This is a genomic window from Sphingomonas fuzhouensis (genome assembly GCF_034659795.1).
Classification (GTDB): Bacteria; Pseudomonadota; Alphaproteobacteria; order Sphingomonadales; family Sphingomonadaceae; genus Sphingomonas; species Sphingomonas fuzhouensis.
In genome coordinates this window covers 99,789-115,062 of sequence record NZ_JAXSQY010000007.1, presented here as the reverse complement: position 1 = coordinate 115,062, position 15,274 = coordinate 99,789, and the positions used below count along the sequence as shown (strand labels likewise).

Here is a 15,274-nt window from a genome sequence, read left to right as displayed (position 1 = left end):
GGATAGCATCGCTACCCGCGTGCGGCTCAGCCCATGATCTCCTGTTCCAGCTTCTTGGCCATTTCCTCGATATTCTCGGGCGGCCAGCCGGGGATTTCCATGCCCAGGCGCAGACCCATGGACGACAGCACTTCCTTGATCTCGTTCAGCGACTTGCGGCCGAAATTGGGAGTGCGCAGCATCTCGGCTTCGGTCTTGCCGACCAGATCGCCGATATAGATGATGTTGTCGTTCTTGAGGCAGTTCGCCGAACGCACCGACAGTTCCAACTCGTCGACCTTCTTGAGAAGGTAACGGTTGATCTGCTGCGCGTCGCTCTGCGGCTCGCCGCCAGCGGCGGGGATCGCCGCCTGGCCCACGGGGGCCGCGCGGGTGAGCGCCGAGTCGTCGAAGTGCACGAACAGCGCCAGCTGGTCCTGGAGGATGCGCGCGGCATAGGCCACGGCGTCTTCCGGGGTGACGGTGCCGTCGGTCTCGACCGAGAGCGTCAGCTTGTCATAGTCCAGGTCCTGACCGACGCGGGTCGGGTCGACCTTGTACGACACCTGGCGAACCGGCGAGTAGAGCGCATCGACCGGGATCAGACCGATCGGCGCATCGGCCGGACGGTTCGACGCGGCGGGAACATAGCCCTTCCCGATGTCGGCGGTCAGTTCCATGTTGAACGTCGCGCCTTCGTCGAGATGGCAGATCACCAGGTCCTTGTTCATGACCTCGATGTCACCCGACACGGCGATGTCGCCGGCCTTGACGGTGGCGGGACCGGTCGCCGAGAGCTGGAGCCGCTTGGGGCCCTCGCCCTGCATGCGGATCGCGAGCTGCTTGACGTTCAGCACGATGTCGGTGACGTCTTCACGCACACCGGCCAGCGACGAGAACTCGTGCAGCACGTTCTCGATCTTGATCGAGGTGACCGCCGCGCCCTGGAGCGACGACAGGAGAACGCGACGAAGCGCGTTGCCCAGCGTCAGGCCGAAGCCACGCTCCAGCGGTTCGGCAACGAACGTCGCCTTCCGCTTGCCATCGCCGCCCTTCTTTTCGAGCGCGTTGGGCTTCTTCAGTTCCTGCCAGTTCTTTGCGTTGACAGACACGTGGTTCCCCTGAGTTATGGGCCGGAACGGGGACGGTTCCAGCCGTGGAGAGAGGCATGGCCGACTCGTCAGCCGGCCATGGGAAGCATCAGACGCGGCGACGCTTGGAAGGCCGCACGCCGTTGTGCGGGATCGAGGTCACGTCACGGATCGAGGAGATCTGGAAACCAACCGCCTGCAGCGCGCGCAGCGCCGACTCACGGCCCGAACCCGGACCCTTGACTTCGACTTCCAGGGTGCGGACGCCGTGCTCGGCGGCCTTCTTGCCCGCGTCTTCCGCTGCGACCTGCGCCGCATACGGGGTCGACTTGCGCGAGCCCTTGAAGCCCATCATGCCCGCCGACGACCACGAAATGGCATTGCCCTGCGCGTCGGTGATGGTGATCATGGTGTTGTTGAAGCTGGCGTTCACATGGGCGACGCCGGCGGTGATGTTCTTGCGCTCGCGACGGCGAATGCGCTGCGGTTCACGTGCCATTGGATGAAAGTCCTGACCTAGTATCCTGGTACGGAGAGCGGCGGGCGGTCAGCCACAAGCCTGCCTCCGGCGGAGTAATTCGCCCGGGGCGAATTACTTCTTCTTGCCTGCGATCGGCTTGGCCTTGCCCTTGCGGGTGCGCGCATTGGTGTGCGTGCGCTGGCCGCGAACCGGCAGGCCCTTGCGGTGACGCAGGCCGCGATAGCAGGCCAGGTCCATCAGGCGCTTGATGTTCATCGCGGTTTCGCGACGAAGATCGCCTTCCACCGTGTGATCGGAGTCGATGGTCTCACGGATCTGGAGCACTTCCTGATCCGACAGGTCCTGGACGCGACGATCGGCAGTGATGTTCAGCTTGGCGGTGATTTCCTTCGCCTTGGCCGGACCGATGCCGTGGATATAGGTCAGCGCGATCAATACGCGCTTGTTGGTCGGGAGGTTGACACCCGCGATACGTGCCATGAAACTTGTTCTCCTAGCTCCACGGAGCATGGCATGGCCGCACATGCTCCATCTCAACGCGATGGTTCCGCCACGCGGAAGCGCGACGCACGCAAGTCGCACGTCGTTCAACCGGGGGTGTTGGAAGGACGGTCAGTTAGGCCCCGCGCAACACCCTGTCAAGCGATCGGTTCCCGAATCCTCGTCGATTGAAGCCGCTTGAGCGTCAGCCAGCGACGAAAGGAGACCATCGCCCAGACGATCTCCACCACCCCGAACGGCCATGCCCCTTGGAGAAAGCCATAGGCCGACCCCGCGACGCACCCCAGACAGAAGCCCAGCGTCCACCAATGCGAACCCGATTCCATCGCGTAGCAGACCAGGGTGAACGAGACGGCAAACAGGCCGAACAGGGAAAGCGAATCCATGGCGCGGGGTGTAAAGCGCTGAGGCTGTGGGGCAAGTGCCTGTCATTCCTCCCCTTGCAGGGGAGGTGGCAGGCCGTCAGGCCTGACGGAGGGGTGTCCACGCCATCGAGAGGAGGACACCCCTCCGACGCGCTATGCGCGCCACCTCCCCTTGCAGGGGAGGAATAGGTTACGGAATCACCAGCCGCGCGATCAGCCCCGGCGCATTGTCGGCCAGTTCGAACCGGCCGCCATGCAACCGCGCCACCGCCTCGATCAGCGCCATGCCCAGCCCGGCGCCTGGCGTCGTCCGCGCTGTGTCGAGTCGCCCGAACCGCTTCAACGCCTGCGCCCGGTCCGCTTCGGCAATGCCGGGGCCGTGATCCTCGACCTGGAAGACGATCCCCTCCGGCCCCTCGCGCAGGCGCAGCGTCACCTGTCCGCCCGACGCGCCATGTTTCAGCGCATTGTCGATCAGGTTGGACAGCGCCTGGCTCATCAACTCCCGGTGCAGCGGGAGCGGCGCGGGCCGGGCCTCGACCTCGATCAGGAAGTGAAGTCCCGCATCCTCGGCGACCGGCGCATAGAGCTCGCCAATCTCCTCGACCAGCTCGACCGGCGAGGCCAGGGTAAAGCGGTCGCGTGTGACCGATTCGGACCGGCTGATCTCGATCACCATGGTCAACATCCGCATGATGAGATCGGTTTCGACCAGCAGGCCGCCCAGCGCCGCCTCGCGCTGCGCCGGATCGGCGATCAGCACCGCCTGTTCGGTCTTGGTGCGCAAGCGGGCGAGCGGCGAGCGCAGGTCGTGCGCCAGGCTGTCGGTGACGACGCGCAGCTCGGACATCAGCTGCTCGATCTTGCCCAGCATCGCGTTCAGCCGCTCGGCCAGCCGGTCGAAGGCATCGCCCTCATCGACGCCGCCCCGCATCAACGCAACGCGACGGGTCAGGTCCCCCTCACCCGCCGCGTCGATCACCGCGACGATGGAATTGAGCCGCCCGGCGACATAGCGCGCCAGCACCAGGCCCGTGCCCACCCCCAGCATCAGCGACAGAAAGACCGCCAGCGCCAGCGCGCGTTCGATCGCCACCTGCTGCGCCTCGATCAGGTCGAGGGGCCGCCCGACCAGCAGCCAGTCGTCGCCGATCGGATGCAACGTATAGCCCGCCTCGCGCGCGCTCCATATCCCGTCGCGGCCCAGCACCGCGATACGGAACGGCGTATCGGCCAGCGGCACCGCCAGATGCTCGGGCGCATAGCCCGCCACCCGGTGGCCGCGCGAATCGAAGATGGCGAGGACCAGGCTGACATCGCCCGGCTCGCGCGCCTGGGTGATCGCATCGGCCAGCGCGGGCAGCGCGCCGGTCCGCCATACCGCACGCAGGGCATCGGCCTGCTCGACGATCTCGCGATGAAGCGCCGCCACCGCATCGGCGCTGGTCTGTTTCCAGATGAAACCGACCAGCGCCAGATTGGACAGCAGCGCCAGCACGATCGACAGCAGCGCGATCCGCGCCGAAATCGTCAGCCGGGACTTCACCCTTCGACGGCCAGCCTATAGCCCGCGCCGCGCACGGTATGCAGGATCGGGCTGCCAAACCCTTCCTCCAGCTTGCGCCGCAGCCGCCCGATATGGACGTCGACGACGTTGGAGCCTGGGTCGAAATGATAGTTCCAGATCTTCTCCAGCATCATGGTGCGGGTGACGACCTGGCCCGCATGACGCGCCAGGAACTCCAGAAGGTTGAACTCGCGCGCGCCGACCGGAATGATCTTGCCCGCCCGCGTGACGGTGCGCGCCAGCAGGTCAATCTCCAGGTCACCCACGGAAAGCTTGGTGCGGGTCGGCTCGGACGCCGCGCGGTCGGAGCGGCGGACCAGCGCTTCGATCCGGGCCGACAATTCGGCGAAGGAGAAGGGCTTGCACAGATAATCGTCCGCGCCCGCCTTCAGCCCGTCGACCCGGTCGTCGACCGTGGCCAGCGCCGACAGGATCAGGACGGGGGTCGAAATCCCCGCCGCGCGGATCGCGCTGACCATCGCCAACCCGTCGAGGCGCGGCAGCATCCGGTCGGCGATGATCAGGTCGAATATGCCCTCGCTCGCCAGGAACAGGCCGTCACGGCCATCGCCGCATTGCTCGACGGCATAGCCCGCTTCGGCCAGCCCCTTGGCGACATAGGCGGCGGTGGAGGCATCGTCTTCGACGATCAGGATCTTGCGGCTCATCGGCTCGTCTGCTCCGTCATTGGGCGACTATCATTCTAGCGGCGTCGGTTCCGATCGTAAGCCCGCCACCGTGTCCCCGCCGCCATGGAAAGGCCGGCGGAAAGCATGCTCTCCACCGGCCCCGACGGCACCCCCGGGAGTGTCGGGCGCCGAGCTCTTCGAACTCCGTGGGGCAAAGGGCTACAGCGGACCGGCCTACCCACGGGTGACCACCATGTGACAAATGCGTCATACGCTTTATGCTCCCCTTTGCGACAGGCCGAAGCGCGCAGGCAACGAAAAGCCTATTAAACGCTTATGCTTTCAAGAATTTTTAAGATTCCTCAAACTCTCTACGCTATGGTCGACGCATCATGATGGCCGCGCCCTTCCCCATCCCCGAATCACTTGACGAGGAGCGGCGTCTCGCCACGCTTCAGGCGCATGCCCTGCTCGACAGCGAGCCGGAGGCGGAGTTCGATGCGCTCGTCTCGCTGGCCGCCGACATGCTCGGTTGCCCGCTCGCCGCGCTGATCCTGGCCGACCGCGACCGGTTCTGGGTCAAGTCGGCGATCGGCCCCCTGCCGCGCGAGATGCCGCGCGAGGTCGCCTTTTGCGACCACACGATCCGGCAAACCGATGTGATGGTCGTGCCCGACCTGGCCGAAGACCCGCGCTTTGCCCTCAATCCCTTTGTCGGGGGCGAGGCGGGGACGCGTTTCTACGCGGGTATGCCGATCCGCGTTCCCGGTCTCGACGGATCACCCCAGGCGATCGGGACGCTGTGCGTCATGGACGCCGCGCCGCGGTCGCTGAGCCCGGTGGGCGAGCAGACGCTGCGCCATCTCGCGCGGCTGGCCGAAGCACTGATCGCGGCGCGGGCGATCGCCCGGCGGGCCAATGCCATGGCGGAACTCAGCGAGCGCCAGGCCGCCGATCTGCGCGCCAAGGACCGCACCGTCCGCCAGGTCGAGCGACTGGCGCTGATCGGCTCCTGGCGTATCACGCTGGAAAACGGCCAGGCCATGTGGTCCGAGGGCGTCTACCGCATCCACGAACTGCCGCCGGGTCAGGAATTTTCGGTCGAGCAGGGCCTGTCCTATTATCCGCCCGCCGCGCGCGACATCCTGCGTCGCACGATCGCCGAGACGGTGCGGACAGGCGCCCCGTTCGATATCGAACTGGACTTCGTCACCGCCATGGGCCGCCAGCGGCGCGTGCGCGTGATGGGCGAGCGCGAGATGCTGGACGGCCAGCCGCACGGCCTGATCGGCATGTTCCAGGATGTGACCGAGCGCCATGCCCTGGAAACCCAGCTTCGCCGTAACGCCGATACCGATGCGCTGACCCTGCTCGCCAACCGCGCCGCGTTCGACCGGACGCTGGAGGCCGCGATCGCCGAAGCGGTGGATAGCGGTACGGCATTGGGGCTGGTCCTGATCGATCTGGACGGCTTCAAGCTGATCAACGACACGCTCGGCCATCCGGCGGGCGACGAGGTGCTGCGTATCGTCGGCCAGCGGCTGCGCTCCGACTGGCTGGACGGCAGCTTCGTCGCGCGGCTGGGCGGGGACGAGTTCGGCGTGATCGTCCGCGACCCCGCCTTGCTGGCCGATACCGACGCGCTGCGGATGCGGATCGAGACGTTGCTGACCATCGCGATCACCATCGAGGGGCTGACCATGCGCTGTGCCGGCACCGTCTGCGTGACGTTGCGGCCCGAAGATTGCCGGACCAACCGCGATTTCATGCATCATGCCGACAGCCGACTCTACGGTGCCAAGCGCGACCGGGTCGGCGAACGGCGGCGCAGCGACCGACGCCGGGCGGGATAGCCCCTTCCCTCGCCCGCGCACCGCCCCATATAGCGGACGCATGTCTTCGCGCGCCCGCGTCCTTGTCCTGAACTCCGCGCTCGGCCCCCTCGACTATCGTGTGCCGCATGGCATGGCGGTCGAGCCTGGCTCGATCGTCGTCGCGCCGCTCGGCCCTCGCCAGCTGCTCGGCGTGGTGTGGGAGCCGGAGCGGATGCCGTCGGATGCGGAGGTCGGCGACAATCGCCTGCGCCCGTTACTGGGCGTGGCCGACGCGCCGCCCCTGCCCGCCCCCTTGCGCCGGTTGATCGAGTGGACGGCGGACTATTATCTCGCTCCCCCGGCCGCAGTGGTGCGGATGGCGCTGTCCTCGACCTCGGCGCTGGAGGGGACGCGTACCGTCACCGAATATCGCGTGACCGGCCATATCCCCGACCGCCTGACGCCGCAGCGTGCCCAGGCGCTGGAGCGGATCGGCGACCGGCAGGGCCTGATCCGCGAACTGGCGACGATGGCGGATGTCTCCGACGCGGTGATCCGGGGCCTCGTCAAGAACGGCGCGATCGAGGGGGTGGAGGTCGATATCGACAGCCCCTTCCCGCTGCCCGATCCCGACCATCATCGCCCGACCTTGTCGGAGGATCAGCGCGCGGCGGCGGACACGCTGGTCGCGGGCGTCGCGGCGCATGCGTTTCAGCCGGTGCTGCTCGACGGCGTGACCGGCTCGGGCAAGACCGAGGTCTATTTCGAAGCGGTGGCAAAGGCCATCGCGGAGGGGCGGCAGGTGCTGGTCCTGCTGCCCGAAATCGCGCTGACCGAACCGTTCCTTAAGCGCTTCCACGACCGCTTCGGCTGCGAGCCGGTGGCATGGCATTCGGGGCTTCGCTCGTCGCAGCGGCGGCGGGCCTGGCGGGCGATCGCCAGCGGCCAGGGGCTGGTCACGGTCGGCGCACGCTCGGCACTGTTCCTGCCTTATGCCAATCTCGGCCTGATCGTCGTCGACGAGGCGCATGAGACCAGCTTCAAGCAGGAAGACGGCGTCCATTACCACGCCCGCGACGTGGCGGTGATGCGCGGCAAGTTCGAACCCTGCCCCGTCATCCTCGCCTCCGCCACGCCCGCGATCGAGACGCGGCAGCAGGTGGCGCTGGGCCGCTATACCGAGGTCAAGCTGCCCGGCCGCTTCGGCCCGGCGCAGATGCCGACGATCGAGGCGATCGACCTGATCCAGAACCCGCCCGAGCGCGGCCGCTGGATCGCGCCCAAGCTGGTCGCCGCAATGAAGGAGGTGTTGGAGAAGCGCGAACAGTCGCTGCTCTATCTCAACCGGCGCGGCTATGCCCCGCTGACCTTGTGCCGAACCTGCGGGCACCGGTTCCAGTGTCCGAACTGCACCGCCTGGATGGTCGAGCATCGGCTGGTGCGGCGGCTGGCCTGCCATCATTGCGGCCATATCATGCCGACCCCGCGCGCCTGCCCCGAATGCGACGGCGAGGATTCGCTGGTCGCCTGCGGCCCCGGCGTCGAGCGGATCGCGGACGAGGCGACCGCGCTGTTCCCCGAGGCCAAGATCGCGGTCGTGACCTCCGACACCATCTGGTCTCCCGCCAAGGCGGCCGAGTTCGTCGGGCGGATGGAGGCGGGGGATATCGACATCGTCGTCGGCACGCAGCTTATCACCAAGGGCTATCACTTCCCCAACCTGACGCTGGTGGGCGTGATCGACGCGGACCTGGGGCTGGAAGGCGGCGACCTGCGCGCGGCCGAACGCACCTTCCAGCAGATTCGCCAGGTGTCGGGCCGCGCCGGACGCGGGGCCAAGCCAGGCCATGTCTTCATCCAGACGCACAGCCCCAAGGCGCAGGTGATGCAGGCGCTGGTGACGGGCGATGCCGAGGCCTTCTACACCGCCGAAACCGAGGCGCGCCGCGATGCCGATGCGCCGCCCTTCGGCCGCTATGCCGCGATCATCATCTCGTCAGAGGATCAGGGGGCGGCGCAGTCCATCGCCAACGCGATCGCGCGGGCGGCCCCCAAGGTCGACGGGATGCACGTCTTCGGCCCCGCCCCCGCCCCGCTGGCGATGTTGCGCGGGCGGCATCGTTACCGCCTGCTGGTCCATGCCCGGCGGGCACTGGCGGTTCAGGATGTGATCCGTGAGTGGCTGGGCGGAGTCGAATGGACGGCCAAGGTGCGGGTCGCGGTGGACGTGGACCCGTACAGCTTCCTGTAACGGCGTCGCTCAGAGGTCCAGAAAGGCCGGGTCGACCGACTGGTCGAATTTGCGACCGAACCACGCATCGCTTGGGCGGGCTTCCAGATCGGCGCGGGTCAGCGTCTTGGGGCTCCACTCGCCCGGTGCAAAGCGGACCATCCGCCGCGACGGCACGATACGGTCGCCAAAGCCTGCTGCCAGCAAGGCGGTAGGGGCGATATGTTCGTCGCTGGCCTGGGTATAGCGCAGCCGCCCGCTTGCCATCAGGCCGCTGGTAGCATCTCGGACCACAGCCGCAGCGTCCATCGGCAAGGACCACCACGTCCAGCCGGTCGCCCATGGCCCCAGCGGTTCGGGCCGAGGACCGCGCCACCGCTGCATTTGCCGATTGCCCCAGCCCGAGATCCGGCTGCGCGCCACCGCGATCCGCCACGACAGCGGCGTCGGATCGGCGCGCGGCCGCAAATGCCGGTCGATGAAGCACCAGTCGTTCATCCGCCAGGCCAGATCGTCGTCGCGAATATCCATGAAGCACGCCCCCGGCGGAGCCGCCGCGATCGCCGCGACCATCTGCGTGCGCGAGCAGAGCGGCCAGTCGCGACCGCTGATGACATGGACCAGATCGAAGGGCTCGGCCAGCGCAGCGTCGAGCAGGCGGGCGACAGCGACGGTCTGCGACCAGTGCGCCCAATAGACCGCGATGGCAGGGCTCACGATCGTCACGCGCGCCCGAATCGCATCAGATAGCCCGGCCAGGAAATCGGTCGGGGGCGTCACCTTGGCATCGATGTGAAGGCACACCCGGTCTTCGGGTGCATTCGCCAGCAGGCGGTGGATCAGCCGTTCGAGCTGATCGAAGGCATCATGGGCCAGTATTGCATAGACCAACCGCATGATGCCCCCATCATAATGTCATCGGCCGGGTGGCCGGATCAATCGGCCGTCGGATCAGCCCGCATGTTCCGCGAGCACCGTCAGGCCCTTCGGCCCCACCTCGGCAAAGCCGCCGCGGATCTGGATCGATTCCGGCTCGCCCTTGTCGGTGCGGTACACCTGGATCGCGCCGTCGCGGATGGTCGACATGAAGGGCGCATGCCCCTCCAGCACGCCGAAATCGCCCTCGGTGCCGGGAACGACCACCATATGCACCTCCTCCGAGCGGAGGAGCTTTTCGGGCGTGACGAGTTCGAAGTGCAGCATGGTCTATTGTCTCGCATCGCTCTCCCGCTCGGGGAGAGGAAAGAGGGGACGGCCGAAACCGTCCCCCCATATCATCAGGCGTCCTGCGCCATCTTCTCGGCCTTGGCGACGGCTTCGTCGATGCCGCCGACCATGTAGAAGGCCGCTTCCGGCAGATGGTCATATTCGCCGTCGACCACCGCCTTGAACGAGCGGATCGTGTCTTCGATCTGGACGAACTTGCCCGAGATGCCGGTGAAGACTTCCGCGACGTGGAAGGGCTGCGACAGGAAGCGCTGGATCTTGCGGGCGCGCTGGACGGTCAGCTTGTCCTCTTCGGACAGCTCGTCCATGCCCAGGATCGCGATGATGTCCTGCAGCGCCTTGTAGCGCTGGAGCAGCGACTGGACGGCGCGGGCCGTCTCGTAATGTTCTTGGCCGACGATGCGCGGCTCCAGCACGCGGCTGGTCGAGTCGAGCGGGTCGACGGCCGGATAGATGCCCAGCTCCGAGATGGCGCGGTTAAGCACGGTCGTCGCATCGAGGTGGGCGAACGAGGTGGCCGGCGCCGGGTCGGTCAAGTCGTCGGCTGGCACGTACACGGCCTGGACCGAGGTGATCGAGCCCTTGTTGGTCGAGGTGATGCGCTCCTGCAGTGCGCCCATGTCGGTCGACAGGGTCGGCTGATAGCCCACGGCCGACGGGATGCGGCCCAGCAGCGCCGACACTTCCGCACCCGCCTGGGTGAAGCGGAAGATGTTGTCGACGAAGAACAGCACGTCCTGGCCTTCCTGGTCACGGAAATATTCCGCGATGGCGAGGCCCGACAGCGCGACACGCGCACGGGCGCCCGGCGGCTCGTTCATCTGGCCATAAACCAGCGCGACCTTCGAGCCCTCGCTGATCGCGTTGCCCTCGGCGTCCTTGGCGATCACGCCCGCGTCGAGGAATTCGTGATACAGGTCGTTGCCCTCACGGGTCCGCTCACCGACGCCCGCGAAAACGCTCGTGCCGCCATGACCCTTGGCGATGTTGTTGATCAGTTCCTGAATCAGAACCGTCTTGCCGACGCCGGCGCCGCCGAACAGGCCGATCTTGCCGCCCTTGGCGTACGGCGCCAGCAGGTCGATGACCTTGATGCCGGTGACCAGGATCGCGCTCTCGGTCGACTGCTCGATGAACTCGGGCGCCTTGGCGTGGATCGGGGCGCGCAGGTCGGTGGCGACCGGGCCGCGCTCGTCGATCGGCTCGCCGACGACGTTCAGGATGCGGCCAAGCGTCGCGGGCCCGACCGGAACCTGGATCTGGTTGCCGGTGTCGGTCACGGACTGGCCGCGGGTCAGACCCTCGGTCGTGTCCATCGCGATCGTGCGGACGGTGTTCTCGCCCAGATGCTGCGCGACTTCGAGCACCAGACGGTTGCCGTTATTGTCCGTCTCCAGCGCCGACAGAATCGCGGGCAGGTGATCGGGGAAGTGAACGTCGACGACCGCGCCGATGACCTGGGCGATCGTGCCGACATTGTTGGTGGCCGTGGTCGGCCGGATGTCCTCAGCGGCGGTTGCCATCATTGCTTCCTTGGTTCGGTAGAGCCCGACATAGCTTCGGGGCGGGTAAAGGTCACGACCAGACGGCGGCCACCGTCGATCTTGTCACGGGTAACACGGTAATCGGCGCCGGTCAGGTGGCCGGTGGTGGCGCTTTCGGTCTGGATCGCGGCGGTGACCGCATCCTTGCCGTCCAGACCCAGCTGATCCATCGGCTTGGTGACCCAACGGATGAACTGCGCCTTGGCGAACGGGCTGGTGTCGAGATTGACGATGTCGAGCGAGAAGCGAAGTTCGTTCAGCCGCTTCGCATCGCCCTCGACGATCAGATTGCCCATGTTGATCGGCGTCACCGACGGATCGGCCATCGGCGTGGCTTGCGCGACCGCACGATACTGGCCCTGGACGGGCGCATAGCCGCTCATGCGAAAGCCCATCCGGTCGAGCAGGCTGACCGTCTCCGGCGCATCGCCGAACACGGTGGCCCAGCCGCCCGTCACGAACGGCGCGGGCGAGGCCTTGGGCGTCTCCTTCTGGTCGGACGCCCGGCCGCATCCGGCCAGCGCGACCGTCAGGCCCAGAAGGAGCGCGAGACGCATCAGAGCGCCTCGGCGCCCGAGATGATTTCGACCAGCTCGGTGGTGATCGCGGCCTGACGCGTGCGGTTATACTGGATCGACAGACGACGGATCATGTCGCCCGCATTGCGCGTGGCATTGTCCATCGCATTCATCTGCGAACCGTAGAAACCGGCCTGGTTTTCCAGCAGCGCGCGGAAGATCTGCACCGCGACGTTGCGCGGCAGCAATGCTTCGAGGATGTCCTCCTCGCTCGGCTCGAACTCCGCGACCGCCTCGACCGAGGTTTCCGCCTTGCTGGGCGCGGGCATCGGCACCGGGATCAGCTGCTGCGACACCGGGTCCTGCACCAGCGCCGAGACGAACTTCGAGTAGAACAGGTGCGCGACGTCGAACTCGCCGCGCTCGAAGCGGGCGATCAGGTCGTCGGCGATGGTCCGCGCGTCGTCGAACTTCGGCGCCTTGATCGTGCTCATGTCATGATCGGCGAGGATCGCGTTCGGGAAGAAGCGCTTCAGCACGCGCCCCTTCTTGCCCGCGATGTAGAACTTCACCGTCTTGCCCTGCGCGGTCAACTCTTCGGCCTTGCGGCGCGCGGCGCGGACGATGTTGGTGTTGAACGCACCCGCCAGGCCACGCTCCGAGGTGGCGACGACCAGCAACTGGACATCGTCCTTGCCGGTGCCCGCCAGCAGCGGCGACGCACCGACGCCGCCCACGCGCGCGGCCATGCTGGCCATCACCGTTTCCAGCCGCTCGGCATAGGGACGGCCGTTCTGCGCCGACTCCTGCGCGCGGCGCAGCTTGGCGGCGGCGACCATCTTCATCGCCTTGGTGATCTTCTGGGTCGACTTGACCGAGTTGATCCGGATCTTGAGGGCCTTGAGGGACGCCATCTTAGTCCTTCTTCTCCCTCTCCCCACTGGGGAGAGGGCCGGGGTGAGGGGCTGCCACGGGTGAGACGGCCTGTGCGGCGGGGCCCCCCCCCCCCCGCCACGGGTGAGACGGCCTGTGCGGCGCCCCTCACCCAACCCTCTCCCCGGAGGGGAGAGGGCTTGAATGCCGTCTTACGCGAAGATCTTCGCGAACTGGTCGAGCGCGGCCTTGAGCTTGCTCTTGGCCTCGTCGCCCAGATCCTTGGTGTCGCGGATCATCGCCAGCACATCGGCATGATCGTTGCGCAGATAGGCGAGCATCGCCGCTTCGTAGCGGACGACCTGCGCCACCGGCACATTGTCGATGTAACCGTTAGTGCCCGCGAAGATCGACGCCGTCTGCTCCTCGAAGGGCAGCGGGTTGAACTGCGGCTGCTTGAGCAGCTCGGTCAGGCGCGCACCGCGGTTCAGCAGCTTCTGCGTCGAGGCGTCGAGGTCCGAGCCGAACTGCGCGAAGGCCGCCATTTCGCGGTACTGGGCCAGCTCCAGCTTGATCGAGCCGGACACCTTCTTCATCGCCTTGGTCTGCGCGGCCGAGCCGACGCGGCTGACCGACAGGCCGACGTTGATCGCCGGGCGGATGCCCGCGAAGAACAGGTCGGTTTCGAGGAAGATCTGGCCGTCGGTGATCGAGATCACGTTGGTCGGGATGTACGCCGACACGTCGCCCGCCTGGGTCTCGATGATCGGCAGCGCGGTCAGCGAACCGGCACCGTTGGCGTCGTTCATCTTGGCCGCACGCTCGAGCAGACGGCTGTGCAGATAGAAGACGTCGCCCGGATAGGCTTCACGGCCCGGCGGACGGCGCAGCAGCAGCGACATCTGACGGTACGCGACGGCCTGCTTCGACAGATCGTCGAACACGATCAGCGCGTGCATCGCATTGTCGCGGAAATACTCGCCCATCGCGGTGCCGGTGTACGGCGCGAGGAACTGCAGCGGCGCAGGCTCCGACGCGGTCGCGGCGACGACGATGGAATATTCCATCGCGCCGTTTTCTTCGAGCGTCTTGACCAGCTGCGCCACGGTCGAGCGCTTCTGACCCACGGCGACGTAGATGCAGTAAAGCTTCTTCGACTCGTCGGTGCCGGCGTTGACCGTCTTCTGGTTGATGAAGGCGTCGATCGCGACGGCCGACTTGCCGGTCTGACGGTCGCCGATGATCAGCTCGCGCTGGCCACGGCCGACGGGGACGAGGGCGTCGATCGCCTTCAGGCCGGTCTGCACCGGCTCATGCACGCCCTTGCGCGGGATGATGCCGGGCGCCTTCACCTCGACGCGGCGACGCTCGGTCGCCTCGATCGGACCCTTGCCGTCGATCGGGTTGCCCAGGCCGTCCACGACGCGGCCCAGCAGGCCACGGCCGACCGGCACGTCGACGATGGTGCCGGTGCGCTTGACGGTGTCGCCTTCCTTGATCTCGGCGTCCGAGCCGAAGATCACGACGCCGACATTGTCGGCTTCGAGGTTGAGGGCCATGCCCTGCACGCCATTGGCGAACTCGACCATCTCGCCCGCCTGGACATTGTCGAGGCCGTAGATGCGCGCGATGCCGTCACCGACGCTCAGCACCTGGCCGGTCTCGCTGACCTGGGCCTCGGTGCCGAAATTGGCGATCTGGTCCTTGATGACCTTGGAGATTTCTGCGGCGCGGATATCCATGGGAACGTCAGCCTTTCATCGCGCTGGCGAGCGCATTCAAACGGGTGCGGATCGAGCTATCGATCATCTGGGAACCGATGCGGACGACAAGCCCGCCGAGCAGGTCGGGATCGACCGACAGGTCGACCGACACTTCGCGACCGACGCGGGTGCGCAGCTGCTGCTTCAGCTCGGCGACCTGCGCGTCGGTCAGCGGGTGGGCGCTCGTCACCTCGGCCGCGACCTCGCCGCGATGGCGGCTGGCCAGCTGGCGGAACGCGCGGATGATCTGCGGCAGCGCCGAGAGGCGCCGATTCTCGGCGAGGACGCCGAGGAAATTCTTGGTCACCCCGTCGAGGCCCAGCTTGTCCGCGACCGCGAGGATCGCCTTGACCACCTGGCCACGGGCGACGACCGGGCTCTTGGTCAGCGCGACCAGATCCTTGTCAGCGGCCAGCGCATCACGAAGGGTCACGAGGCTCGCCTCGATCGTGTCGATCGAACGGCTCTGTTCGGCCGTTTCAAACAGCGCGAGCGCATAACGACCACCCAGGCTCGCCTGGATGCCGCCTGTGCCGCTTATAGTACCGCCGGACATCTCCACGGATGCGAATTCCTCGAACAACGAACGGGTTGGCCCCATGGGGAACGGGGCGCGAAAAACGCGCCTCCGATGGGTTGGCGGGCGGTTAGCATCGGGAACCTTTGGATGCAAGCTGCGTGGCACATGTTGT

General features: G+C 66.8%; 15 protein-coding genes. 2 read left to right on the top strand and 13 right to left on the bottom strand.

The window, feature by feature from the left end:
• Positions 1-26 precede the first annotated feature (26 nt).
• The 6 genes from U1H82_RS15005 to U1H82_RS14980 form a co-directional block, all read right to left on the bottom strand.
• Positions 27-1,091: a DNA-directed RNA polymerase subunit alpha gene (locus U1H82_RS15005; RefSeq protein WP_219019082.1), complete on the bottom strand. Its 1,065-nt coding sequence runs from the start codon at positions 1,089-1,091 to the stop codon at positions 27-29.
• Positions 1,092-1,179: 88 nt separating this feature from the next.
• Entirely contained in the window at positions 1,180-1,569 is a 390-nt protein-coding gene (gene rpsK / locus U1H82_RS15000; protein ID WP_042486392.1) for a 30S ribosomal protein S11, read from the bottom strand.
• Positions 1,570-1,662: 93 nt separating this feature from the next.
• Positions 1,663-2,031, bottom strand: a complete 369-nt coding sequence (rpsM, locus tag U1H82_RS14995; protein WP_322965739.1) for a 30S ribosomal protein S13 — start codon at positions 2,029-2,031, stop codon at positions 1,663-1,665.
• Between the two features lie 158 nt (positions 2,032-2,189).
• Entirely contained in the window at positions 2,190-2,438 is a 249-nt protein-coding gene (locus U1H82_RS14990; protein WP_322965738.1) for a hypothetical protein, read from the bottom strand.
• A 169-nt stretch (positions 2,439-2,607) separates the two neighbouring features.
• Complete coding sequence (locus tag U1H82_RS14985) at positions 2,608-3,963, bottom strand: sensor histidine kinase (protein WP_322965737.1); 1,356 nt, start codon at positions 3,961-3,963, stop codon at positions 2,608-2,610.
• The gene (locus tag U1H82_RS14980) at positions 3,960-4,652 is read right to left on the bottom strand and encodes a response regulator transcription factor (RefSeq protein ID WP_230481979.1); all 693 of its coding nucleotides are present in this window, start codon (positions 4,650-4,652) and stop codon (positions 3,960-3,962) included. The genes U1H82_RS14985 and U1H82_RS14980 overlap by 4 nt, the downstream gene beginning before the upstream one ends.
• 353 nt (positions 4,653-5,005) lie before the next feature.
• Here U1H82_RS14980 and U1H82_RS14975 point away from each other — a divergent pair, with 353 nt between their 5' ends.
• Positions 5,006-6,466: a diguanylate cyclase domain-containing protein gene (locus U1H82_RS14975; protein ID WP_322965736.1), complete on the top strand. Its 1,461-nt coding sequence runs from the start codon at positions 5,006-5,008 to the stop codon at positions 6,464-6,466.
• A 40-nt stretch (positions 6,467-6,506) separates the two neighbouring features.
• A complete protein-coding gene (locus tag U1H82_RS14970; RefSeq protein ID WP_322965735.1) occupies positions 6,507-8,678 on the top strand; it encodes a primosomal protein N' in 2,172 nt (723 codons plus the stop codon).
• 9 nt (positions 8,679-8,687) lie between these two features.
• Here U1H82_RS14970 and U1H82_RS14965 read toward each other — a convergent pair whose 3' ends face one another.
• The 7 genes from U1H82_RS14965 to U1H82_RS14935 all read right to left on the bottom strand — a co-directional run bounded on the left by U1H82_RS14965 (position 8,688) and on the right by U1H82_RS14935 (position 15,138).
• Positions 8,688-9,554 carry a beta-1,6-N-acetylglucosaminyltransferase gene (locus tag U1H82_RS14965; protein WP_322965734.1) on the bottom strand — a complete coding sequence of 289 codons (867 nt, stop codon included), beginning with the start codon at positions 9,552-9,554 and terminating at the stop codon, positions 8,688-8,690.
• Positions 9,555-9,608: 54 nt separating this feature from the next.
• Positions 9,609-9,860 carry an ATP synthase F1 subunit epsilon gene (locus U1H82_RS14960; protein ID WP_007405041.1) on the bottom strand — a complete coding sequence of 84 codons (252 nt, stop codon included), beginning with the start codon at positions 9,858-9,860 and terminating at the stop codon, positions 9,609-9,611.
• Between the two features lie 74 nt (positions 9,861-9,934).
• Positions 9,935-11,407 carry a F0F1 ATP synthase subunit beta gene (atpD, locus tag U1H82_RS14955; protein WP_322965733.1) on the bottom strand — a complete coding sequence of 491 codons (1,473 nt, stop codon included), beginning with the start codon at positions 11,405-11,407 and terminating at the stop codon, positions 9,935-9,937.
• Positions 11,407-11,985, bottom strand: coding sequence for a hypothetical protein (locus tag U1H82_RS14950; protein WP_322965731.1), 579 nt, complete (start codon positions 11,983-11,985; stop codon positions 11,407-11,409). Before U1H82_RS14950 ends, atpD begins: the two co-directional genes overlap by 1 nt.
• On the bottom strand, positions 11,985-12,860 hold the full coding sequence (locus U1H82_RS14945) for a F0F1 ATP synthase subunit gamma (protein ID WP_322965730.1): 876 nt from the start codon (positions 12,858-12,860) through the stop codon (positions 11,985-11,987). The genes U1H82_RS14950 and U1H82_RS14945 overlap by 1 nt, the downstream gene beginning before the upstream one ends.
• Before the next feature lie 171 nt (positions 12,861-13,031).
• Positions 13,032-14,561 (bottom strand): F0F1 ATP synthase subunit alpha, encoded by a 1,530-nt coding sequence (gene atpA / locus U1H82_RS14940; protein ID WP_322965729.1) that lies wholly within the window; start codon positions 14,559-14,561, stop codon positions 13,032-13,034.
• 7 nt (positions 14,562-14,568) lie between these two features.
• Positions 14,569-15,138: a F0F1 ATP synthase subunit delta gene (locus U1H82_RS14935; protein ID WP_322965886.1), complete on the bottom strand. Its 570-nt coding sequence runs from the start codon at positions 15,136-15,138 to the stop codon at positions 14,569-14,571.
• Positions 15,139-15,274 lie beyond the last annotated feature (136 nt).